Origin of the sequence: Mycobacterium sp. SMC-18, assembly GCF_045310895.1 — a bacterium.
In the GTDB taxonomy this organism is placed as follows: Bacteria; Actinomycetota; Actinomycetes; order Mycobacteriales; family Mycobacteriaceae; genus Mycobacterium.
Map to the genome: position 1 here is coordinate 177,278 of NZ_JBJIAL010000005.1, position 22,528 is coordinate 199,805.

The 22,528-nt window shown below is 67.7% G+C and carries 21 protein-coding genes and 2 riboswitches; of the genes, 3 read left to right on the forward strand and 18 right to left on the reverse strand.

Features of this window, described 5'->3' with window-relative positions; all coding sequences use genetic code 11:
• Entirely contained in the window at positions 1-3,381 is a 3,381-nt protein-coding gene (locus tag ACJH6J_RS06725) for a pyruvate carboxylase (protein WP_167837989.1), read from the forward strand.
• A 12-nt stretch (positions 3,382-3,393) separates the two neighbouring features.
• On the opposite strand, the gene ACJH6J_RS06730 is transcribed toward ACJH6J_RS06725, so the two are convergent.
• From ACJH6J_RS06730 to ACJH6J_RS06750, 5 genes are all read right to left on the reverse strand, one after another.
• The gene (locus ACJH6J_RS06730) at positions 3,394-4,311 is read right to left on the reverse strand and encodes an NADP-dependent oxidoreductase (protein WP_135356468.1); all 918 of its coding nucleotides are present in this window, start codon (positions 4,309-4,311) and stop codon (positions 3,394-3,396) included.
• Between the two features lie 151 nt (positions 4,312-4,462).
• A complete protein-coding gene (metE, locus tag ACJH6J_RS06735; RefSeq protein ID WP_135356467.1) occupies positions 4,463-6,736 on the reverse strand; it encodes a 5-methyltetrahydropteroyltriglutamate--homocysteine S-methyltransferase in 2,274 nt (757 codons plus the stop codon).
• Positions 6,737-6,850: 114 nt separating this feature from the next.
• A riboswitch (cobalamin riboswitch) is annotated at positions 6,851-7,060 on the reverse strand.
• Between the two features lie 23 nt (positions 7,061-7,083).
• Entirely contained in the window at positions 7,084-7,479 is a 396-nt protein-coding gene (locus ACJH6J_RS06740; RefSeq protein ID WP_133426369.1) for a YbjQ family protein, read from the reverse strand.
• A 57-nt stretch (positions 7,480-7,536) separates the two neighbouring features.
• A complete protein-coding gene (locus ACJH6J_RS06745) occupies positions 7,537-8,445 on the reverse strand; it encodes a CbtA family protein (RefSeq protein WP_135356466.1) in 909 nt (302 codons plus the stop codon).
• A 14-nt stretch (positions 8,446-8,459) separates the two neighbouring features.
• Positions 8,460-8,675, reverse strand: coding sequence for a CbtB-domain containing protein (locus ACJH6J_RS06750; protein ID WP_020100912.1), 216 nt, complete (start codon positions 8,673-8,675; stop codon positions 8,460-8,462).
• 48 nt (positions 8,676-8,723) lie between these two features.
• Positions 8,724-8,808: riboswitch (adenosylcobalamin (AdoCbl) riboswitch) on the reverse strand.
• A gap of 129 nt (positions 8,809-8,937) precedes the next feature.
• On the opposite strand from ACJH6J_RS06750, the gene ACJH6J_RS06755 reads away from it, so the two are divergent.
• Positions 8,938-9,393, forward strand: a complete 456-nt coding sequence (locus ACJH6J_RS06755; protein ID WP_133426367.1) for a hypothetical protein — start codon at positions 8,938-8,940, stop codon at positions 9,391-9,393.
• 48 nt (positions 9,394-9,441) lie between these two features.
• On the opposite strand, the gene clpC1 is transcribed toward ACJH6J_RS06755, so the two are convergent.
• The 3 genes from clpC1 to lysS form a co-directional block, all read right to left on the reverse strand.
• Entirely contained in the window at positions 9,442-11,964 is a 2,523-nt protein-coding gene (gene clpC1, locus ACJH6J_RS06760; RefSeq protein WP_135356465.1) for an ATP-dependent protease ATP-binding subunit ClpC, read from the reverse strand.
• Positions 11,965-12,221: 257 nt separating this feature from the next.
• Positions 12,222-12,569, reverse strand: coding sequence for a histone-like nucleoid-structuring protein Lsr2 (gene lsr2 / locus ACJH6J_RS06765; RefSeq protein WP_020100914.1), 348 nt, complete (start codon positions 12,567-12,569; stop codon positions 12,222-12,224).
• A 109-nt stretch (positions 12,570-12,678) separates the two neighbouring features.
• On the reverse strand, positions 12,679-14,181 hold the full coding sequence (lysS, locus tag ACJH6J_RS06770) for a lysine--tRNA ligase (RefSeq protein ID WP_135356464.1): 1,503 nt from the start codon (positions 14,179-14,181) through the stop codon (positions 12,679-12,681).
• A gap of 24 nt (positions 14,182-14,205) precedes the next feature.
• Between lysS and ACJH6J_RS06775 the strand changes: the two genes are divergently transcribed.
• Positions 14,206-15,453, forward strand: coding sequence for an alanine racemase (locus ACJH6J_RS06775; protein WP_167837984.1), 1,248 nt, complete (start codon positions 14,206-14,208; stop codon positions 15,451-15,453).
• Here ACJH6J_RS06775 and ACJH6J_RS06780 read toward each other — a convergent pair.
• The 10 genes from ACJH6J_RS06780 to folE all read right to left on the reverse strand — a co-directional run bounded on the left by ACJH6J_RS06780 (position 15,450) and on the right by folE (position 22,521).
• On the reverse strand, positions 15,450-16,250 hold the full coding sequence (locus tag ACJH6J_RS06780) for a type III pantothenate kinase (RefSeq protein ID WP_135356462.1): 801 nt from the start codon (positions 16,248-16,250) through the stop codon (positions 15,450-15,452). The two genes, ACJH6J_RS06775 and ACJH6J_RS06780, sit on opposite strands and share 4 nt — an antisense overlap.
• A gap of 5 nt (positions 16,251-16,255) precedes the next feature.
• Entirely contained in the window at positions 16,256-16,663 is a 408-nt protein-coding gene (gene panD, locus ACJH6J_RS06785; protein ID WP_020100918.1) for an aspartate 1-decarboxylase, read from the reverse strand.
• Positions 16,663-17,619: a pantoate--beta-alanine ligase gene (panC, locus tag ACJH6J_RS06790; protein WP_135356461.1), complete on the reverse strand. Its 957-nt coding sequence runs from the start codon at positions 17,617-17,619 to the stop codon at positions 16,663-16,665. The genes panD and panC overlap by 1 nt, the downstream gene beginning before the upstream one ends.
• Complete coding sequence (locus ACJH6J_RS06795; RefSeq protein WP_135356460.1) at positions 17,616-18,542, reverse strand: Rossmann-like and DUF2520 domain-containing protein; 927 nt, start codon at positions 18,540-18,542, stop codon at positions 17,616-17,618. The genes panC and ACJH6J_RS06795 overlap by 4 nt, the downstream gene beginning before the upstream one ends.
• Positions 18,543-18,622: 80 nt before the next feature.
• Entirely contained in the window at positions 18,623-19,687 is a 1,065-nt protein-coding gene (locus ACJH6J_RS06800; RefSeq protein WP_135356459.1) for a DUF6779 domain-containing protein, read from the reverse strand.
• Between the two features lie 67 nt (positions 19,688-19,754).
• Entirely contained in the window at positions 19,755-20,231 is a 477-nt protein-coding gene (locus tag ACJH6J_RS06805; RefSeq protein WP_135356458.1) for a DUF3180 domain-containing protein, read from the reverse strand.
• Positions 20,231-20,734, reverse strand: a complete 504-nt coding sequence (gene folK / locus ACJH6J_RS06810) for a 2-amino-4-hydroxy-6-hydroxymethyldihydropteridine diphosphokinase (RefSeq protein WP_135356457.1) — start codon at positions 20,732-20,734, stop codon at positions 20,231-20,233. Before folK ends, ACJH6J_RS06805 begins: the two co-directional genes overlap by 1 nt.
• Positions 20,731-21,105, reverse strand: coding sequence for a dihydroneopterin aldolase (folB, locus tag ACJH6J_RS06815; RefSeq protein ID WP_135356456.1), 375 nt, complete (start codon positions 21,103-21,105; stop codon positions 20,731-20,733). Before folB ends, folK begins: the two co-directional genes overlap by 4 nt.
• On the reverse strand, positions 21,098-21,892 hold the full coding sequence (gene folP / locus ACJH6J_RS06820) for a dihydropteroate synthase (RefSeq protein WP_406803741.1): 795 nt from the start codon (positions 21,890-21,892) through the stop codon (positions 21,098-21,100). The genes folB and folP overlap by 8 nt, the downstream gene beginning before the upstream one ends.
• Positions 21,893-21,912: 20 nt before the next feature.
• Positions 21,913-22,521: a GTP cyclohydrolase I FolE gene (gene folE / locus ACJH6J_RS06825; protein ID WP_135356455.1), complete on the reverse strand. Its 609-nt coding sequence runs from the start codon at positions 22,519-22,521 to the stop codon at positions 21,913-21,915.
• Between the last annotated feature and the right edge of the window lie 7 nt (positions 22,522-22,528).

A 22,528-nucleotide genomic window follows, 5' to 3' on the forward strand; every position in this document is an offset into this window, starting at 1 on the left:
ATCACCAAAGTCCTCGTCGCCAACCGGGGTGAGATCGCGATCCGGGCCTTCCGGGCGGCCTATGAGCTGGGTATCGCGACGGTGGCGGTATACGCCCACGAGGACCGGAACTCCCCACACCGATTGAAGGCCGACGAGTCCTACCAGATCGGCGAGCCTGGCCATCCCGTTCGGGCTTATCTGTCGGTGCCCGACATCATCCGGGTGGCCCAGCTGTCCGGCGCCGACGCGGTGTACCCGGGATACGGATTCCTCTCGGAGAACCCCCAACTCGCGGCAGCGTGCGCCGCGGCCGGCATCACGTTCGTCGGCCCGAGTGCCGGCGTCCTGGAGTTGACCGGTAACAAGGCCAGCGCCATCGCCGCGGCCCGAACCGCCGGCCTACCGGCGCTCGCATCGTCGGCTCCGTCTGCGTCAGTCAGCGAATTGCTCACGGCCGCAGCCGGTATGGAGTTTCCCCTGTTCGTCAAGGCCGTCTCGGGTGGTGGCGGACGTGGCATGCGGCGGGTGACCGAGCCGGCCGCGCTGGCCGAGGCCATCGCGGCGGCGTCGCGCGAAGCGGAGTCTGCTTTCGGTGACCCGAACGTCTACCTCGAGCAGGCGGTCCTCAACCCCCGCCACATCGAGGTGCAGATACTGGCCGACGGAACCGGCGAGGTGATCCATCTCTTCGAACGGGACTGCAGTGTGCAACGCCGGCACCAGAAGGTGGTCGAGCTGGCCCCCGCCCCGAACCTCACCGACGAACTGCGGAACCGGATCTGTTCTGATGCGGTGACATTCGCGCGCCAGATCGGTTACTTCTGCGCCGGAACCGTCGAGTTCCTGCTCGACGAGCGCGGGCACCATGTGTTCATCGAGTGCAATCCGCGCATTCAGGTCGAGCACACGGTGACCGAGGAGATCACCGACGTCGACCTGGTCACCGCCCAGTTTCGGATCGCGGCCGGCCGGTCGTTGGCCGAGCTCGGGCTGAGCCAGGATCGCGTCAGAATCCGTGGCGCCGCCATGCAGTGCCGCATCACCACCGAAGATCCCGCCAACGGTTTCCGTCCCGACACCGGCCGGATCACCGCGTACCGTTCTCCCGGCGGTGCCGGCGTCCGGTTGGACGGCGGCACCAACGTCGGTGCGGAGATCAGCGCCCACTTCGACTCGATGCTGGTCAAACTCACCTGCCGCGGCCACGACTTCGCGACGGCGGTCAGGAGGGCCCGACGCGCCCTCGCGGAGTTCCGCATCCGCGGGGTGTCGACGAACATCCCCTTCCTGCAAGCGGTTCTCGATGATCCGGACTTCGCCGCAGGCAAGGTTTCGACATCGTTCATCGACGAGCGTGCGCAACTGCTGACGGCCCACACTCCAGGGGACCGCGGCACGCGCATCCTCAACTACCTCGCGGATGTCACGGTGAACCAACCGCATGGCGGTCGTCCGTCGGCTGTGTATCCACGTGACAAGCTGCCGAAGATCGATCTCGACGGTCCGGCACCGGCGGGCAGCAAGCAGCTGCTGACCGAGCTCGGCCCAGAGCGCTTTGCGGCGGCCCTGCTGGAGTCGCCGCGGCTGTGGGTCACCGACACCACGTTCCGCGACGCCCATCAGTCGCTACTCGCAACTCGAGTGCGTACCTCGGGCCTGGTCAAGGTGGCCCCGTACGTGGCGCGCATGACGCCGCAGCTGCTGTCGGTCGAGTGCTGGGGCGGCGCGACCTACGACGTGGCGCTTCGGTTCCTGAAAGAGGACCCGTGGGAGCGGCTGGCCGCGCTGCGGGAGGCGATGCCCAACATCTGCCTCCAGATGCTGTTGCGCGGCCGGAACACCGTGGGTTACACACCCTATCCGACATCGGTCACGTCGGCGTTCGTGCAGGAGGCCACCGCCACCGGCATCGACATCTTCCGGATCTTCGACGCGCTGAACAACGTGGAGTCGATGCGGCCGGCGATCGATGCAGTGCGCGAAACCGGTTCCGCGGTGGCCGAAGTCGCGATGTCCTACACCGGCAACCTCTCCGACCCCGCGGAGACGCTGTACACGCTCGACTACTGGCTGAAGCTGGCCGAGCAGATCGTCGATGCCGGTGCCCACGTGCTGGCAATCAAGGACATGGCCGGTCTGCTGCGACCACCCGCGGCGGCAAAACTCGTGTCGGCGTTGCGATCCCGTTTCGACCTGCCTGTACACGTCCACACCCACGACACCCCGGGTGGACAGCTGGCCACGTACGTCGCGGCCTGGCAGGCCGGTGCCTCTGCAGTCGACGGGGCGGCGGCACCGCTGGCCGGCACCACCAGCCAGCCTGCGCTGTCGTCGATCGTTGCGGCAGCCGCGCACACCGCGCACGACACCGGTCTGTCGTTGGCAAACGTCTGTGAGCTGGAACCGTATTGGGAGGCGTTGCGCCGCGTCTACGCGCCGTTCGAGGCGGGCCTGCCCGCACCGACCGGCCGCGTGTACACCCACGAGATCCCGGGCGGGCAGCTCAGCAATCTGCGTACCCAGGCCGCCGCCCTCGGGCTGGGCGGCCGGTTCGAGGACATCGAAAACGCCTATGCCGGAGCAGATCACGCTCTCGGCAGACTGGTGAAGGTGACGCCGTCGAGCAAGGTGGTAGGTGATCTTGCGCTGGCGCTCGTCGGCGCCGGGATGAGCGCCGGGGAGTTCGCCGCCGACCCGCACCGCTGCGACATCCCGGATTCGGTGATCGGCTTCCTCCGCGGCGAGCTCGGCGACCCGCCCGGCGGCTGGCCGGAACCCTTGCGCAGCAAGGCCCTTCGCGGAAGGTCCGACACCAGGCCGACGGCAACCCTCACCGTCGAGGACTACGCCGAACTGGCGGAACCCGGTCTTACCCGCCGAGCGGCCCTGAATCGGCTGCTCTTCCCCGGTCCGACCCGCGAATTCCGCACGCATCGAGAACAATTCGGCGACACCTCCCGCCTGAGCGCCAACCAGTTCTTCTACGGGCTGCGCCGCGGCGAAGAGCACCGGGTCGAGTTGGAGAAGGGCGTCGAGCTGCTCATCGGTCTCGAGGCCATCTCCGAGCCCGATGACCGCGGCATGCGGACGGTGCTGTGCCTGTTGAACGGTCAGCTACGCCCGATCCTGGTGCGGGACAGGTCGATCGATAGCGCAGTCCGCGCGGTGGAGAAAGCGGACCGCGGCAACCCGGACCACGTTGCGGCGCCGTTCGCCGGCGTCGTGACGATCGGGGTGACCGTTGGCGAGCGGGTGAGCGCCGGCCAAACGGTCGCCACCATCGAGGCGATGAAGATGGAGGCAGCCATCACGTCGCCGAGAGCCGGTACCGTCACGCGGCTCGCGGTGGCGCCCACGGCCAGTGTCGAAGGCAATGACCTGCTGGTGGTGGTCAGCTGACCGTCGTAGTGTTCACGGCACGACGACGAGCTTGCCGTGCACATGGCCCGTCGTGCTCGCCGAGAGCGCGGCACCGGCTTCGGTCAGCGGGTACGTCTCGCTGATCGAGACGGCAAGACGTTCCTGCGCGACAAGCGTCGCGAGTTCGCGAAGGGCGGCGCCCAGTTCGCTTCCGGACCCACCGGCGTGCACCTGGATGCCGGTGTCGGCCTGGTCGAAGGCGACCAGCGTGAGCACCCGGGCCGGATCGCCGGTGAGCTCGATCGACAACGGAATCTCGCCGCGACCGGAGGCGTCGAGAACGGCGTCGACTCCGTCGGGTGCGGCGGCCCGCACCCTCTCGAGCAGACCATCGCCGTAGGTGACCGGCGTCGCGCCGAGCGAACGCAGGTATTCGTGGTTGGATTCACCCGCCGTGCCAATGACATTGACACCCTGAGCCTTTGCGAGCTGGACGGCAAAAGTACCTACGCCGCCCGCGGCCGCATGGATGAGCAGGGTGTCGCCCGCCTTGACGCCGAGCTTCCCCAGCACCGTGTACGCAGTGCCGCCCGCGCCTGCCAGCGAGCCCGCCACTTCCCAGCTGACGCCCTCAGGCTTACGGACGAGCTCGGCAGCTTCCGCCAGCGCAAGATCCGCGAACGAACCTGTCGTCGACCGGCCCAGAACCTCGTCGCCAACCGCCCACTCGGTCACCTCGGACCCAACGGCGTCGACGACGCCGGCCACGTCGGACCCCACACCGGCGGGCAGCTCGAGCGGCATCAGTTCGCGCATGTATCCGCCGAGGATCTTCCAGTCGATCGGATTGACGCCCGCGGCACGTACCGCGATTCGCACCTGGGTGGGTCCGGGAGCCGGCGGCTCGACATCGACCACTCGCAAAACCTCAGGTGTGCCGTATTCGGCGAACTGCACTACTCGCGACATCGATTCGTCTCCAATCGGTTTCCGGGCACTGGCCCAGCAAGGTCAAGGCTCGGGCAGCCGGTTTTATTTCAGGTGACGCACCGCCGCGTGAACCCGAAAAGAACTGCGCTCCGGAACCTGGCTCAGGTTCCGGAGCGCAGTCATCGGCGAGCTATCCGGCGCGAACCAACAGTGCCGCCTGCACCATGCGCCGCAGCGACTCGGAAACCTCGTCGGTCTTGCGGGTCTTCAGCCCGCAGTCCGGGTTCACCCAGAGCCGTTCTGCCGGAACGGCATCCAGCGCACGGCGCAGCGATGTCGCCATCTCGCCGGTGGTGGGAACCCGGGGCGAGTGAATGTCGTACACACCGGGGCCGACGCTGTTCGAGAACCCGATGCCGTTGAGGTCGTCGAGGACCTCCATGTGTGAGCGTGCCGCCTCGATCGACGTCACGTCGGCATCGAGATCGGCAATGGCGCCGATCACCTCACCGAACTCCGAATAGCACAGGTGCGTGTGAATCTGCGTGGCGTCGCTGACGCCCGACGTCGAGAGCCGGAACGCGTCGACCGCCCACTGCAGGTAGGCCGCCTTGTCGGCATTGCGCAGCGGCAGCAGCTCTCGCAACGCCGGCTCGTCGACCTGGATGATCGCGATGCCGGCGGACTGCAGATCGACGGTCTCGTCCCGGATGGCCAGCGCCACCTGGTTGGCCGAGTCCGCCAGCGGCTGATCGTCGCGAACGAACGACCAGGCCAGGATCGTCACCGGGCCGGTGAGCATGCCCTTGACGGGCTTGTCGGTCAATGTCTGCGCGTAGGTCGCCCACTCGACCGTCATCGGCTGCCGCCTGGTGACGTCGCCGAACAGGACCGGCGGGCGCACGCAGCGGCTGCCGTACGACTGCACCCAGCCGTTCTTGGTGGTCAAGAAGCCGTCGAGCTGCTCGGCGAAGTACTGCACCATGTCGTTGCGCTCGGGCTCGCCGTGCACCAGCACATCGAGGCCGAGTTCCTCCTGCAACCGGATCACCGTCTCGACTTCGGATTTCATCCGGCCGATGTAATCGGCCTCGTCGATCTCGCCGGCGACGAACGCCGCCCGGGCCTTGCGGATCTCGACGGTCTGCGGGAACGAACCGATCGTCGTGGTCGGCAGTGCCGGCAGATGCAGGCGGGCGTCTTGTGCCGTACGCCGTTCGGCGGCCGGCCCGCGGCTGATGCCACCGGACAGGACCGTGTCGAGCCGGGCTCGGACGGCGGCGTTGTGCAGTCGCGGGTCGTGCCTGCGTGACGCGACCGCCCGGTTCGATGCCTCGAGCTGCGCGGCCACCGAGCCCCGGCCAGTGCGCAGCGCCGTCGCCAGCGTCGCGACCTCGTCGACTTTCTCGGCACCGAACGCCAGCCAGCCGCGGAGCGCGTCGTCGAGACCGTCCTCGCGCTCGAGCGAGTACGGGACGTGCAGCGTCGAGCACGACGTGGACACAGCCACCGAACGTGCCGACTCCTGCACTGACTCCAGCCGGACCAGTGCGGCCTCCAGGTCTGTGCGCCAGACGTTGCGGCCGTCGACGACGCCGGCCACCAACAGCTTGTCCGCGAGACCCGGAATTCCGGCCGTCGGCTGGTCACCGCCGGCGACGAAATCGACTGCGATGCCGTCGATCTGCGTGCGCGCCAGCGCCGGCAGCACACTCCCCAGCTCGCCGAAGTAGGTCGCGACCAGGATCGCCGGACGTTCGGCGGCTGCCGCGAGCGTGGCGTAGGCATACTCGGCCAATTCGGCGGCGTTGGCAGTGCCGTCCAGGATGTCGGTGACCAAGACGGGTTCGTCGATCTGCACCCACTCGGCACCGGCTGCGGCGAGTCGGCCCAGCAGTTCGGCATACAGCGGCAGCAGCTCGCCGAGGCGCCCGATGGGCGCCTCGGCGCCGTCGACGGCCTTGCTCAGCGCCAGGAACGTGATCGGCCCGACGATCACCGGCCGGGCCGGAATACCCTGCGCCTGAGCCTCTTTGAGCTCTGCCAGCACCTTGTCGGGATGCAGTGTGAACGTGGTGTCGGGGCCGATCTCCGGGACCAGGTAGTGGTAATTGGTGTCGAACCACTTCGTCATCTCGAGCGGTGCGATGTCCGCCGTCCCGCGAGCCGCCGCGAAATAGCGATCGAGATCATCGGCAATGCCGCCCGCGCGACTCGGCAGGGCGCCGAGCAGTACCGCGGTGTCGAGCATCTGGTCGTAGTAGGAAAACGTATTGACCGGAATGGAATCCAGTCCGGCGGCCGACAACGCGGCGATGGTCTCGCGGCGCAGGCCCGCGGCGATTTCCTCGAGCGCGGCCCGGTCGATCCGGCCCGCCCAATAGCGTTCGACGGCCCGCTTGAGTTCACGGTTCGGACCGATGCGGGGCGCGCCGAGAATGGTTGCGGTGAATGGTGTTGACAACTGACGTCCTTCAAATGCGACGGAAGTGCGCACCGCCCAAGGACATTCATCGAGGACAGCACAAACCGCCCTCGGCGATCAGCCCATTCCACGAGGCGATGCACCGCCGGACGCGGCGCATCCGGCACAGCTGGCAGGTCTTCGGACTCGCGGGCACGCACCCTCGGGTGCACCTAGTGGCCGTCGCTTCCCAGTTCGATACGAACCAGTGCCGATGACGGCGGTCGTTCCTGCTCACCGCTGCGGGACAGTCCCGGATTCTCACCGGGTTCCCTCTCATGGCGATTTTCGCCATTCGATGCCGCAGACGCCGAAGCGCCATTGGCAAACCAGCTGCGCCGTGGAGATTACCCTGTCGGGCCCTGTGCCGGGCCCGGGCCGCCGCCGTAACCCAACTGCTGTGCGGTGTAGCGCGCGGCGTCGGTGACCGGAACTGCTTGTACCGCAGTGCCGTACGCGCAGATCTCGGTCCAGACGTCGCCGATCTCGGTGGTGTCGAACCGCATCCCGATGATCGCATTACCGCCGCGGGCGTGACATTCCTGGAGCAGCCGGCCCATGGCTTCGTTGCGGCTCTCGGCGAGGTTCTTGGTCATGCCCTGCAGCTCGCCGCCGAACATCGCCTTGAAGCCGGCGCCCATCTGCGCGAAGGCGTTCCGGGACCGGACGGTGAGGCCGAACACCTCACCGCAGACCCGCTGAATCTCCCACCCGGGCAGGTCATTCGTCGTGACAACCAGCATGCTGCCGCCTTTCTGTGTCGGTATGCCTCGAACTGTAGTGCGCGGCAACCGCAGTCGTCAGAGCGCGGCTGCCACGTCCTGCGCCGGTGCGGCCTTCCTGGTGCCACCGAGGTAGCGCTCGACGAGCCCGCCGAACACCAGCCCGATGACCGTCCAGATCAACGCCTGGTCGATCAGCGAGTACCACCGGAACTTCCACAGCAGGTCGGCGTCGAATCCGGGGTAGATCAACTGCCCGGGGGCGTAGACCTTGCCGTCGACGGTGACCGGCGTATCGAAGGTGTTGGTGATCGGCTGCGGCGTCTCGGTGGCGGCGCGCGCGAAGCCGAACTCGCCCGCGTGCTCGACATTGGCGGCCAGATCACCCAGCGACGGCAGCGCCGCCAGCAGACCGCCGTACAGCACGAAGAAGCCGAGCACCGAGATTCCGACGGCACGCGCCCAGCCGACCTTCGCAGACAGCTTGCGCGCGGCGAACACCGCGAGGCCCAGCAGGGCCAGCGACCCCCACACCATTCCCAGGTACAGGAAACCGCGGGCCTCCATGGTGAATTCATGGCCGACAGCGGGCGGGTTCGACGGGTATTTCACGAACGGCAACAGGTACACACCCAGGAAGCCGAAACCGGCGGTGGTCCAGCCCAGCACCTTGGGCCGGACCTGGAACCGGCCGTGCAGTACCAGATACGCGACAGCCACCAGCGCACCCATCGCCACAGAGAACGCGATGATGCCGGTGGCCGCACCGATACCCGACTGGATGGACCGGCTGAACAGCTCGGGCCCGTCCGGCTCGACCGGATGGCCCATGGCCGTGTGGACGGTCGAGAGCACGTTCATGCGGCCGGATTCGTAGTCGATGGCCTTGTCGATGGTGGGTTCAGCAAAAATCCAGGCAAACAGGAACCCCAGAATGCCGGCGATCAGACCGGCGAGGGCTCCGCGCCCGATGACGCGGATTTCCATGAAAGTCCCTTGCGTCAGTGGCAGGGGAAGCCGAGGAAGTGCCGCGAGTCGTGCACCCACTCGTGGACCACGACGGTCTTGCCGAACATCGACATCATGCCCTCGTCGATGCCGACGAGGTAGTACGCCAGCATGGCCAGGAAGATCGTCACGCCCAGCAGCACTGCCACTCGAGTGGCCGAAAGCGCCTTGGTCGATACGCCCGGCTTGGAAACCGCAATACTCGTCATGGTCAAACCTCCTACGGGGTCACGCGCCCCTACATTGTTCGGTTCTGCACGACGGCGAAAGATCTGACTCGCCGCAGAGGGCTCACAGTGGCGCAACCGTGCCGGATTCTCACCGGCTTCCATGCACCGTCGTAACGGGATCAAGATACACCGAACCGTTTCCCGTCCGCGCAGATCCGTAGGGACTTCCCTTATATCCGTGGCACCGCCGGGCGCTTAGCGTCGATCTCGACCCCCTGCACAGCGACGGAAAGGCACTGCGATGTTGTTCGCCACCACGGCCAGATTGGTCTGCACAGTCGCCACCGCCGCCACGCTCGCGGTGGCCGGATGTGGCACCGCCGGCCACAGTTCGAACTCGAGCGCGGGCACGGCCGGAGCGACCGCCGCGGCCGGCAACAGCGGCGCCGGCGACTTCTGCACACTCGACGCGAAGCTGGTCGCCCGCAAGCTGCGCGACATGAACTCGGCATTCGGCAGCGGTGCGGCAAACCAGAGCCAGATCGTCGACGACCTGCTCAAGGACGCGCCCGTTACGCAGGGCGAACTCATCGCCGCGGCGCCCGCCGAACCGCATCGCTACCTCGAAGACCTCGCCGATCCCAACAAGATGGACGCGATGCTCGACAACATGAAGGCGCTCAACGACTGGGCGCTCAAGAACTGCGATGCGAAGTACCGCCCGCTGTTCGAAGAGCACGGGAAACTCGTCGGCTGACCAAACGGAAAAGCCCCCGACGAATCGGGGGCTTTTCACGTTGGCTGACTACTCCGAGGCAGTCGCAGCGGCCTCGGCCAGGTCGGCCGATTCCTTGCGACGGCCGGCGAACGTGAACACCGCATCCTCGGTGTTGTTGCTCGCGCCGTCCCAGTTGTCGACGTCCACGGTGACCAGCTGACCGGGGCCGACCTCCTCGAAGAGAATCTTCTCGGAGAGCTGGTCCTCGATCTCGCGCTGGATGGTCCGACGCAGCGGGCGGGCACCCAGGACCGGATCGAAGCCGCGCTTGGCCAGCAGTGCCTTGGCCTTGTCGGTCAGCTCCATCTCCATGTCCTTGGCCTTGAGCTGCTTGGACACCCGGCCGATCATCAGGTCGACCATCTGGATGATCTCGTCCTGCGTCAGCTGGTGGAACACGATGATGTCGTCGATACGGTTCAGGAACTCCGGGCGGAAGTGCTTCTTCAGCTCGTCGTGCACCTTGAGCTTCATCCGCTCGTAGTTGTTCTCGCCGCCACCCTGGGTGAAGCCGAGGCCAACCGCCTTGCTGATGTCGCTCGTACCGAGGTTCGAGGTGAAGATCAGCACGGTGTTCTTGAAGTCGACAGTGCGACCCTGACCGTCGGTCAGGCGGCCGTCCTCGAGAACCTGCAGGAGGCTGTTGTAGATCTCCTGGTGGGCCTTCTCGATCTCGTCGAACAGCACCACACTGAACGGCTTGCGGCGCACCTTCTCGGTGAGCTGGCCGCCCTCTTCGTAGCCGACGTAGCCCGGAGGGGCACCGAACAGCCGCGACGCGGTGAAGCGGTCGTGGAACTCACCCATGTCGATCTGGATGAGCGCGTCGTCGTCGCCGAACAGGAACTCGGCCAGCGCCTTCGACAGCTCGGTCTTACCGACGCCGGACGGGCCGGCGAAGATGAACGAGCCCGACGGACGCTTCGGGTCCTTCAGGCCGGCGCGGGTACGCCGGATGGCCTTCGAGACCGCCTTGACGGCGTCGACCTGGCCGATGATCCGCTTGTGCAGCTCATCTTCCATGCGCAGCAGACGGGTGGTCTCGGCCTCGGTCAGCTTGAAGACCGGGATGCCGGTCCAGTTGCCCAGGACCTCGGCGATCTGCTCGTCGTCGACCTCGGCGACCACGTCGAGGTCACCCGAACGCCACTGCTTCTCGCGCTCGGCGCGCTGGGCGACCAGCGTCTTCTCCGAGTCGCGCAGCCGGGCTGCCTTCTCGAAGTCCTGCGCGTCGATGGCCGATTCCTTCTCCCGGCGCGCATCGGCGATCTTCTCGTCGAACTCGCGCAGGTCTGGCGGAGCGGTCATCCGGCGGATGCGCATGCGGGCACCGGCCTCGTCGATCAGGTCGATGGCCTTGTCCGGCAGGAACCGGTCGTTGATGTAGCGGTCGGCCAGCGTCGCGGCCGCGACCAGCGCACCGTCGGTGATGGAGACGCGGTGGTGCGCCTCGTAGCGGTCCCGCAGACCCTTGAGGATCTCGATGGTGTGCTCGACGGTCGGCTCACCCACCTGCACCGGCTGGAACCGGCGCTCGAGGGCGGCGTCCTTCTCGATGTACTTGCGGTACTCGTCGAGCGTCGTCGCACCGATGGTCTGCAGCTCGCCACGGGCCAGCTTCGGCTTCAGGATGCTGGCGGCGTCGATGGCGCCCTCGGCGGCACCCGCACCCACGAGCGTGTGCAGCTCGTCGATGAACAGGATGATGTCGCCGCGGGTGTTGATCTCCTTGAGCACCTTCTTCAGGCGCTCTTCGAAGTCACCGCGGTAACGGCTGCCGGCGACCAGCGAACCCAGGTCCAGCGTGTAGAGCTGCTTGTCCTTCAGGGTCTCGGGGACCTCGCCGTGCACGATGGCCTGCGCCAGGCCCTCGACGACGGCGGTCTTACCGACACCGGGCTCACCGATCAGCACCGGGTTGTTCTTGGTGCGGCGGCTCAGCACCTGCATGACCCGCTCGATTTCCTTCTCACGGCCGATGACCGGATCGAGCTTGCCCTCGGCGGCGGCGGCGGTCAGGTTGCGACCGAACTGGTCCAGCACGAGCGACGTCGACGGGTTGCCCGTCTCGCCACCGCGGCCACCGGTACCGGCCTCGGCGGTCTCCTTGCCCTGGTAGCCCGACAGCAGCTGGATGACCTGCTGACGCACGCGGGTCAGCTCCGCACCCAGCTTCACGAGCACCTGGGCGGCGACGCCCTCGCCCTCGCGGATCAGGCCGAGCAGGATGTGCTCGGTGCCGATGTAGTTGTGGCCGAGCTGCAGCGCCTCACGCAGCGACAGCTCGAGCACCTTCTTGGCGCGCGGCGTGAACGGAATGTGGCCCGACGGCGCCTGCTGGCCCTGGCCGATGATCTCCTCGACCTGGCTACGCACACCCTCGAGCGAGATGCCGAGCGATTCCAGCGACTTGGCAGCTACGCCCTCGCCCTCATGGATGAGGCCAAGCAGGATGTGCTCGGTGCCGATGTAGTTGTGGTTGAGCATCCGGGCTTCTTCTTGAGCCAGGACGACGACCCGGCGGGCCCGGTCGGTGAATCTCTCGAACATCGGTGTTACCTGCTCTCCCTCGTAGCGCAGCTCCTGCCACGTCACTTCGCGTGTCGCGACGCTGTGCGCCTACCGTCCACTCTAATGGGCGGCGACCATGCGTGCCCTGCGGTATCCCCTAGCTCGCAAGGCCACTCAGCGCTGCGAAAAGGCCAACGCGCTGCGGCGACGAAACGTTTCCCGGATCGGGCCGACCGGGCTACGCCGAAAGCGAACAGAGAAACTGCGGGCAATCCTGAATTCTGTTGCCCGCGGGCTCAGGTGGCGGCGTGGAACGCGTCGATGATCTCCGCCGGGATACGGCCCCGGCTGGAGACATTGTGGCCGTTGCGGCGCGCCCATTCCCGGATCGCGGCGCTCTGCTCACGGTCGATGGACGCGCGGCCCCGTCCTGTCGCGCCGGTGCTGGCGCGGCCGCGGCGGCGACCACCGACACGACGGCCGGCCTCGACCCATTTCTTCAAATCATTCCGGAGCTTGGTGGCGTTCTTGGTGGTGAGGTCGATCTCGTAGTTCACCCCGTCGAGAGCAAATTCGACCGTCTCATCCGCCGCACCTTCACCGTCGAAATCGTCGACGAGCGTGACAGTCACTTTCTTTGCCATCGGCCCACACTAACCCTTCTGCCTCGGAAAAATGCAGAATCGACTCTGCCATAACAATGCTGGCATAGGAGTTCAATTCCTTCAACAAGTCTCAGGGTCAGCTCAGTTTTCAGTCGGCTTGGCGCCGCACAATCGGGAACAAAACCGTGTCCCTAATCGTCAACCCCGTCAACGCCATGAGCAAGCGGTCGAGTCCCATTCCTGTTCCGGTCGTCGGCGGCATCGCATACTCCAATGCGATAAGGAAATCCTCATCAAGTCGCATTGCCTCGTCGTCACCGGCAGCGGCGGCACGCGCCTGCGCCTCGAAACGCTCGCGTTGAATCACCGGATCGATCAACTCCGAATATCCGGTGGCGAGCTCGAACTTCCGGACATACAGATCCCATTTTTCTGTAACGCCCGGAATACTGCGGTGGGCCCGAGTGAGCGGCGTGGTCTCCACCGGGAAATCCCGGACGAAGGTCGGCGCCCAAAGGTGATCACCGACGGTGTGCTCCCACAGTTCCTCGATCAATTTCCCGTGGCCGTATCCGCGGTCCCTGGGAATCTCGGCGCCGAGCCGTTCGGCCACCTTCCACAGGTACTCGACCGAAGTCTCCGGGGTGATCTCCTCACCCAGCGCTTCCGACAACGACGGATACATTTCGATGGTCGCCCATTCACCATCGAGGTCATAGGTGGAACCGTCCGGCAGCGGGACCATTCGGGTACCAATGGCCTCGTCGGCAACCTCCTGAATAAGCTCACGCGTCACAATCGCGGAATCGTCATATGTGCCGTAGGCCTGATAAGTCTCCAACATCGCAAATTCCGGTGAATGCGTGGAATCCGCGCCCTCGTTGCGAAAGTTCCGATTAAGCTCAAAAACCTTCTCGAAGCCACCGACCAGGCAGCGCTTCAGGAACAACTCGGGCGCGATGCGCAGGTACAGATCCGCATCGAGCGCGTTGGAGTGCGTGATGAATGGCCGGGCGGCAGCGCCACCGGGCAGAGTCTGCAGCATCGGGGTCTCGACTTCGAGAAAACCGCGACGCTCCAATGCCGAACGCAATGCCCGCACCACCGCAATGCGCTGGCGGGCGACATTGCGGGCCTCGGGCCGCACGATCAGGTCGACGTACCGCTGCCGGACCCGCGTCTCTTCATTCAATTCCTTGTGCGCGACGGGAAGCGGTCGCAGCGCCTTGGACACAATTTGCCAGTTCTGGGCAAGCACAGACAATTCCCCGCGCCGGGAGCTGATGACCTCGCCCTCGATGAAGACGATGTCGCCCAGGTCGACGTCGGACTTCCAGGCATCGAGCGACTCCTGGCCCACCTTGTCCAGGCTCAGCATGGCCTGCAGCTGTGTGCCGTCACCCTCCTGCAGCGTCGCGAAGCACAGTTTTCCGGAGTTCCGGGCGAACACCACACGCCCTGCGACGCCGACGATGTCACCGGTCGCAGTGTCCGCGGCGAGCTCCGGATAGGCCGCCCGCAGCTCGGCCAGGGTGTGGGTACGCGGCACCTCGACCGGATACGGGTCGCGCCCCTCGGCCAGCAGCCGCTCACGCTTGGCCTGGCGGATGCGGAACTGCTCGGGAATGTCGGGGCTGTCGGCTTCGCTCACGAAATGCCAGCTTAAATGAAGCCCATGGCCACCAGTTTCGAGCAGTCCGCCGTAGACGCGCTGGACCACGAGCCGATCGACTGGAAATTCAAGGGACTGCCGGCCTCGTGGTGGGGCCAGACACCTGCTCAGGTGTGCCGTCGACGCCCCAGTCTGTTCGCCGACGGCGCGGTGTCGCCGGTGTGCACACTGCGTACCCAGCCGCTGGTGCACAACATGGTCACCATGGCGCGCTGGTGCCGGCGCCGGGGCGTACAGCTCGCGCCGCACGGCAAGACCCACATGTCACCGCAGCTTCTCGCCCGTCAGCTCGGCGCGGGAGCAGTGGCTGTCACGGCCGCCACCATCAGCCAGGTCCGGGTGTTTCGGGCGTTCGGGGTGCGCCGGATCATCCTGGCCAACGAGCTCGTCGACGTCACCGGGCTGCGCTGGCTGGCCGCCGAGCTGGACGCCAATCCCGACTTCGAGCTGACCTGTTGGGTGGACTCGGTGCGTGGCGTGCAGTTGATGACGTCCGCGCTGACCGGCCGGCGCCGCCAGGTGGACGTCTGCGTCGAGATCGGCCAGCCGGGCGGCCGCACCGGCTGCCGCGACGCCGAGACCGTCGACGCCGTGGCGCGCGCGGCGGTGGACTCGGACCGGCTGCGGCTCGTCGGCGTCGCCGGATACGAGGCGGCCACCGGCCATGAGGTCGGTGACGCCGCGGTGGCTGCCGTCTCGGCGTACCTGCAGACCATGCGCGACACCGTCATCCGGTTGCACCCGCTGTTCGAGACCGACGAGATCCTGGCGACGGCCGGCGGCAGCACGTACTTCGACCTGGTCGCCGACATCCTGACCGGTTGGCCCGACGGCATGACGGTGCAGACCGTCCTGCGCAGCGGCTGCTACCTGACGCACGACGACGGTCTCTACGCCCGCACGACGCCGCTCGGCCGCACCGACAGCGCCCACCTGGAGCCCGCGCTCAGCGTGTGGGCGCAGGTGCTGTCCCGGCCCGAGCCCGACCTCGCCATCGTGGGCATGGGCCGCCGCGACGTCTCGTTCGACCAGGACCTGCCCGTGCCGTACGGGCGGCCCGACAGCCGCGTCGAGAAGCTCAACGACCAGCACGCCTACCTGCGGCTGGCACCGGCCGACCAGGACCTGGCCGTCGGTGACTGGCTGGAATTCGGCATCTCACACCCATGCACGGTGTTCGACAAGTGGCAGCTGATCCCGGTGCTCGACGCCGACCACCGGGTGGTCGAGTTGGTCCGGACGTTCTTCTAGGCCCGGCGGGCGTTGCGCTGGTTGCGCTCGAAGACCAGGCGGAGGCCGTCGAGCGTGAGGTTCTTCTCGTAGTGCTGCACGGTCCGTAGATCGGGCAGCACCAGCTGCGCGGTGTGACCGGTGGCCACCACGGTGACGTGGTTTCCGTCGAAGCCGTCGACATCGTCACGCACGCGGTTCACCAGGCCGTCCACCAGGGCCGCGAAACCGAACACCGCACCGGCCTGCATGCACTCGACGGTGTTCTTGCCGATCACCGATCGCGGCCGGGTCAGCTCGACGCGGCGCAGCGCCGCCGACCGCGCGGCGGCCGCGTCAGAGGACACCTGGACACCGGGCGCGATGGCACCGCCGAGGAACTCACCCTTGGCCGAGACGACGTCGACGCAGATCGACGACCCGAAATCGACGACGATCGCCGCGGTGCCGTACTTGTGGTACGCCGCAAGGCAGTTGACGATGCGGTCGGCCCCGACCTCTTTGGGGTTGTCGACCAGCAGCGGGATGCCGGTGCGCACACCCGGCTCGATCAGCACGTGCGGCACCTTCGGCCAGTACTGGTCCAACATCACCCGGATTTCGTGCAGCACCGACGGCACCGTCGACAAACCCGTTGCGCCGAGTAGGTTTTCGGCGTCGTCACCGATCAGGCCGTCGATGGTCAGCGCGAGCTCGTCGGCCGTCACCTCCGACTCGGTCCGAATCCGCCAGTTCTGCACCACTTTTGCGTGATCTCCGGAGCCGGAGATCAACCCGACGATGGTGTGGGTGTTGCGGACATCGATTGCCAGCAGCACCGGCGTTACCGCGGCGACAGCAGGCCGTCGACGCCGTCCGGGACGTGCGCGGCGTCGTGCGAGAAGTCGATCTGCCGGTTCTGCGCGTCGACGAAGATGACGTTCGGCTGGTACGTCCGGGCCTCGGCATCGTCCATGGTGGCGTAGGCGATGAGGATCACCAGGTCACCCGGATGGATCAGATGCGCTGCGGCACCGTTGATCCCGATGATGCCGGTGCCGCGCTCACCGGTGATGGCGTAGGTGACCAGCCGGTTGCCGTTGTCGATGTCGACGATGGTGACCTGCTCACCCTCGAGGATGTCGGCGGCGTCCATCAGGTCGGCGTCGATGGTCACCGAACCCACGTAGTGCAGGTCCGCCTGCGTCACCGTGGCCCGGTGAATCTTGGACTTCAGCATGGTGCGAAACATCAATTCCTCCAAGGTAATTCGTGGTTTCCGTCCTGGTCTAAGGCAGACCCCACATTGGGGTGACCGTCGATCCCTGCGGATGCACCGATGTCGATGGCGATGTTGTCCAACAATCTGGTCGTGCCGAGCCGGCCCACCACCAGCATCCGGGCCGGGCCCGAGGCCGGTGCCGGACCCAGCCAGGGGTCCCGGACTTCCAGATAGTCGACGTCGATGGCGGGTACCTCGTCGAGGACCGCCCGGGCCGCATCGAGTGCGGCGGCCGCGCCGTGCGACGCGGAGTACTTACCGGCGAGCAGCGCCGCGGACAACGCCCCGGCCTGCTCGCGCTGTTCAGCATCGAGGTAGCGGTTGCGCGACGACATGGCCAGTCCGTCGGACTCGCGCACGATCGGCACCGCCTGGATGCGCACGTCGAGGTCGAGGTCGTCGACCATCTGGCGCACCAGAACCAGCTGCTGGTAATCCTTTTCGCCGAAGAACGCGCGGTCGGGCCGCACGATGTTCAGCAGCTTGAGCACCACGGTCAGCATCCCGGCGAAGTGTGTCGGGCGGGAGCCGCCCTCCAGCTCGGCGCCCAGCGGGCCCGGTACGACCGTGGTGCGCCGGCCGTTGGGGTACATCGCGGCGGCGCTGGGCGCGAACACGATGTCGACGTCCTCGCCCCGCAGCAGCTCGACGTCGGAGTCCAGCGTCCGCGGGTAGGCATCCAGGTCCTCCCCCGCGCCGAACTGCAAGGGGTTGACGAAAATCGACACCACCACGACGGCGCCGGGCACCTTCTTGGCGGAGCGCACCAGCTCCAGGTGCCCCTCGTGCAGCGCGCCCATGGTCGGCACGAGCATCACGCGACGCCCCGTCGCGCGCAGCACCCGCGACACATCCGACACGTCGGTCGGATTGGTGTAGAGGTTCAGCTCGCCGGCGGTGAACTTCGGCGGCCTGCGATCGGTCACTGCGCTCTCCCTGAGTCGTTCAACACGGCGAAAACCTCTTCGGGTGCGTGGGCACGTTGTGCGGTGCGCAGCGACATGGCCCGATATGCCTGCGCCAGTTCGGGATTCACTTCTGCCATGGCGCGCAGGTGGGCCGCGACAGCGGCGCCGTCACCGCGAGCCACCGGGCCCGTCAGCGCACTCTGCCCGCGCTGCAGCGCGTTCTCCAGGGAGGCCCGCGCCAGCGGCGCGAGGATGCGCTCGGCGATGCCGGCGGGGTCCCCCGTGACCAGTTCCTGTCCCAGCAGTTCCTGCCCGGCCAACGCCTCGCGCAGGGCTTCGACGGCGTCGAGGACGACGGTGATGACGTGATTGCCGGCGTGCGCCAGGGCCGCGTGATAGAGCGTGCGGGCGTCTTCGCGAACCCGGAACGGTTCGCCGCCGATCTCGAGAACCAGGGACTGGGCGATGGCGTAGCCGATGTCGTCGGCCGCGGTGATGCCGAAACACGTCTCCGACAGCCGGGTGATGTCTTCGTCCGAGCCGGTGAACGTCATGGCCGGGTGGATGGCCAGCGGGATACAGCCCTGCTCGGTCAGCGGGGCCAGCACGGCGATGCCGTTGGCGCCCGAGGTGTGCACGACGATGGTGCCGGGACGGACCGATCCGGTGGCCGCCAGGCCGGCGACGACGGACGTCAGCTCGGCGTCCGGCACGGCCAGCAGCAGGAGTTCGGCCTTGGCGGCGACGTCGTGTGCGGGCAGCACCTGGGTGTCGGGCAGCCGGCGCTCGGCACGGCCGCGCGACGCATGGGAGATCGCGCTACACGCGACGACGACGTGGTCGGCGCGCTCCAGCGCAACACCCAGCGCACTGCCGACCCGCCCTGCGGAAATGATTCCGACAGTGAGCCGGGCCGGACGCAGTCCGTCGAGCTGCTTCATTGCAGCGACCTCACAATTGGTGGTTTCTCCTCGTTCCAGTCCTGCTCGGCAGGTACCGGACGGTCACCGCAGAGCGTAGCTCAGTCCTCGCGGCGACGTCGACGGCCGCCGCCGCTGGGATTGGCCTGCAGCCGCGCCAGCAATTCGGCCGCCGGCTGCCCGCCAACGTGCTGACCTGCGGGTTCATCGTCCGGCTCGGCTCGGCGCCGACGTCCGGATGTGACAGGGGTCTCGGTCGCGGGCGGCGCAGTGGCCGGTTCCGTGGGGGCCCCGTGGCGGCCCCGGCGCGGCGGTTCCGGAGCCGGCTCGGGAGCGGGTGGGACGACCGGCAGGGTCATGGTCGGTTCGGGCCCGCGGTCCTGGACCGGCGGCGGGGGCGGCGCCGGTTCCGGCGTCGCGGCAGCCCAGTTGCTGCCGGGCTGACCGGCCGGAATCCACTGGCCTTCGGCCGGCGTCGGCTGCCAGTCGGACGGGCCCGGCTCCGGCGGACGACGGTGCGCGCCACCGAACGGCGGCTGCGGCGGCGGGGGTGGTGGCGCCCAGGGGTCCGGCGGCACATGCGGCTCGGCCGCCACGTCGATGATGGGGCTCTCTTCGGTGTTCGGCTCAGACATCAGGTCGGGCCGGTCCTCGGTGTCGATCCGGCTGGCGACGACGCGGCCGACCGGCGCGGTCTGCCCGGTGCGGTCGGTCTCGAGCGCCGGCCGGTGCGCCAGATCGGTGTCGAAGTAGAACTCCAGGTTGGCGCGCAGCGCGGCCAGCTCCGCACGCAGCGCCGCGACCTCGTCGGCCGACTGGGCGCGCAGTTCGGAGGCCAGCTCACGGCGCAGATGCGATTCCAGCGACAGTTCGTATTCGCGCCGCGCCGCGATCTCGCGGTCGAGCTGCAGGTCGTAGACGAGCTTGAGGTCGCGGGCCCGGGCCTGGTCCAGATCAGCCTGGCGCCGGTAGATGAACGAGGCGAACGCCGCCGCCACTGCGGCCCACAGGGCAATGACAACAGCGAGTTTCAGCAACTCGACCTGATCGGTGAACACCAGTGCGGAACTGGCGATGATCGCGAGCACCAGCAACGCCGTCAGCAGCAACCAACCCGGCCTGCGGTTCGCACGCCTGCCGCGCGCAGCCCGGGTCGGATCGATCATGGGCTGACTGTACCGTTTTGCCTTCCCATCGCAGGTCGACCGACACCCCGTCCGGACGGATCGTTACCTATTCGGTTGCGCCGTCGGACTTCTCCGGCGGGTCCAGCGGCGCGCGGCAGCAATGCTGCAACCACAGACCCGCCACCACCAGGGCCAGCGCACTCACCGCGGCGACCGTCACACCCGGGAAATCGGCCGCCGCGACGCGCAGGACGCCGCGCCGCGGGAGCACGTAACCGAGGACGCCGAGCCACCAGCCGAGGGCCAGCGCCCCGACCCAGGCCGACGCCTTGGCCACCACGACCGACCGCGCGACCGCCAGCGGATGGATCCGGCCGGACCCCACACCGATGTCACCGCCCGAGATCTTGGCGCGCAGGAAGAATGCCCAGCCCGCCTCCGCGGCGGCAAAAACCAACAGCGACAACCCCGTCCACACCGTGATCGGCGGGAACCAGCGGTACACCAGGATCACCAGCAGGTACGCGACGACCGTGGCCAGCACCGTGCCGATGGCCAGGTCCCGCTTCCGGGTCGGTCCCATCAGGGCACCAGAGCCAGGTCGGTACGGCGCACGCCGTCGCGTTCGACGGCGTCGATGGCGGCCAGCAGTTCGGCGACCGGAACACCTCGCAGTTGGGCGGCCGGGTCGACGGCCAGCCACGGCACCAGCACGAAGGCGCGTTGATGCGCCAGCGGGTGCGGCAGCGTCAGGACCGGATCGTCGGAGCGCACTTCGACGTCGCCGTCGTGGCAGCTGACGATATCGACATCGAGAGTGCGTGGCCCCCAACGCTGTTCGCGCACGCGGTCCGCCGCGTTCTCGAACTCATGGGCCCGCCGCAGCCACCCCGGGCCCTCGAGGCCGGGATCGTCGGCCAGCAGCACGGCATTCAGGAACGGCCCCTGCTCGACACCGCCCCAGGCCGCCGTCTCGTAAACCGGTGAGACCGCGCGGACCGCACCGCGCAGCCCCGAGACCACCGACTGCAGGTGAGCGAGCCGGTCACCCAGGTTGGAGCCGATGGACAGGACCACGGTCGTCACCCTCGGCCGCCCCGCCTCGACCGGCGCGCCACCACCGCAACGTCCTTGAACGTCAACGGGATCGGCGCGCTGGGCTTGTGCAGCACCACCTCGACGGCGTGGACACGCTGGTCGGTCATCACCGAGTCGGCGATCTCGGCCGACACCGTCTCGATCAGATTCCGCGGCGGCCCGGCGATGATGTCGGCGGCCTGCTGCGCCAGCTTGCCGTAGTCCAGGGTGTCCGACAGCTCGTCGCTCAGCGCGGCGGCGGCCAGGTCGATCCACACCGTGATGTCGACGACGAAGTCCTGGCCGTCCTCGCGTTCATGGTCGAAGACGCCGTGATTCCCGCGAACGGTCAAGCCGCGCAATTCGATTCGATCAGCCATGCCAGGCCTGCACCACCTTCACCGCATCCACCGACGCCTGCACATCATGCACCCGCACTCCCCACGCGCCCTGCTGCGCCGCCAGCGCCGAGATCACCGCGGTGGCCGTCTCCCGGCCGTCGGGCTCGCGCGGCGTGCCGTCGGCATCCGCCAGCAGGGTGCCGAGGAACCGCTTGCGCGACGCCCCGACCAGCACCGGGATACCGGTGGCCACGAACTCGGGCAGCGCCCGCAGCAGCGCCCAATTGTGCTGCGCGGACTTGGCGAAGCCCAGGCCCGGATCGATGATCAGGTTGCCCGGCTCCACGCCGGCCGCCACCGCGTCGTCGACCGCGGTGAGCAGTTCGGCCCGGGCATCGGCCACGACGTCGGGGTACTCCGGAATCCGGTGCGGCTGCGCGGCGTCGACCTCGCGCCAGTGCATCAGCACCCACGGCACCCGCGCGCCGGCCAGCAGCGGGGCCATGTTCGGGTCGGCCCGGCCCCCTGACACGTCGTTGACGATGTGCACGCCGCATTCCAGCGCGGCCTCGGCCACGTCGGCGTGCATGGTGTCGACGCTGACCGTGATGCCTTGTGCCACAAGCTCTCTGATCACCGGCAGGACGCGGCCGCGTTCGACCTCGGGATCCAGCCGGGCCGCGCCGGGCCGCGTGGATTCCCCGCCGACGTCGATGATCTGCGCTCCCTGCGCCGCCAGCTCCAGACCGTGCTCGATGGCGCGGTCGTGGTCGAGGAAGCGGCCGCCGTCGGAGAACGAGTCGGCGGTGACGTTGACCACGCCCATCACGCGCGTGCGGACGGGGTTCACTTCCGCAGGATCAGATCCAGCGCCTCGGCTCGCGACGACGCGCAGGTCTTGAACTGGCCGCGCACCGCCGAGGTGGTGGTCACCGCGCCGGGCTTGCGGACGCCGCGCATCGCCATGCACAGGTGCTCGGCCTCGACCACCACGATGGCGCCCTGCGGATTCAGCTTGCGCATCAGCGCGTCGGCGATCTGGCCGGTCAGCCGTTCCTGCACCTGGGGCCGCTTGGCGTACAGGTCGACCAGGCGGGCGATCTTCGACAGTCCCGTCACCCGGCCGTCCTCACCCGGGATGTAGCCGACATGCGCGACGCCGTGGAACGACACCAGGTGGTGCTCGCAGGTCGAATACATCGGGATGTCCTTGACCAGCACCAGCTCGTCGTGCCCCTCGTCGAACGTGGTGTCGAGCACCGAGTCGGGGTCGGTGTACAGCCCGCCGAAAATCTCTTCGAAGGCGCGCGCGACGCGGCCGGGGGTGTCCCGGAGCCCGTCCCGGTCCGGGTCCTCGCCCACGGCGAGCAGCAGCTCACGCACTGCTGCCTCGGCTCGATCGTGATCGAACTTCGGCGGGGTGAGCCTGGCCGAATGGATCTGCGACCGCGTCATCTATGCG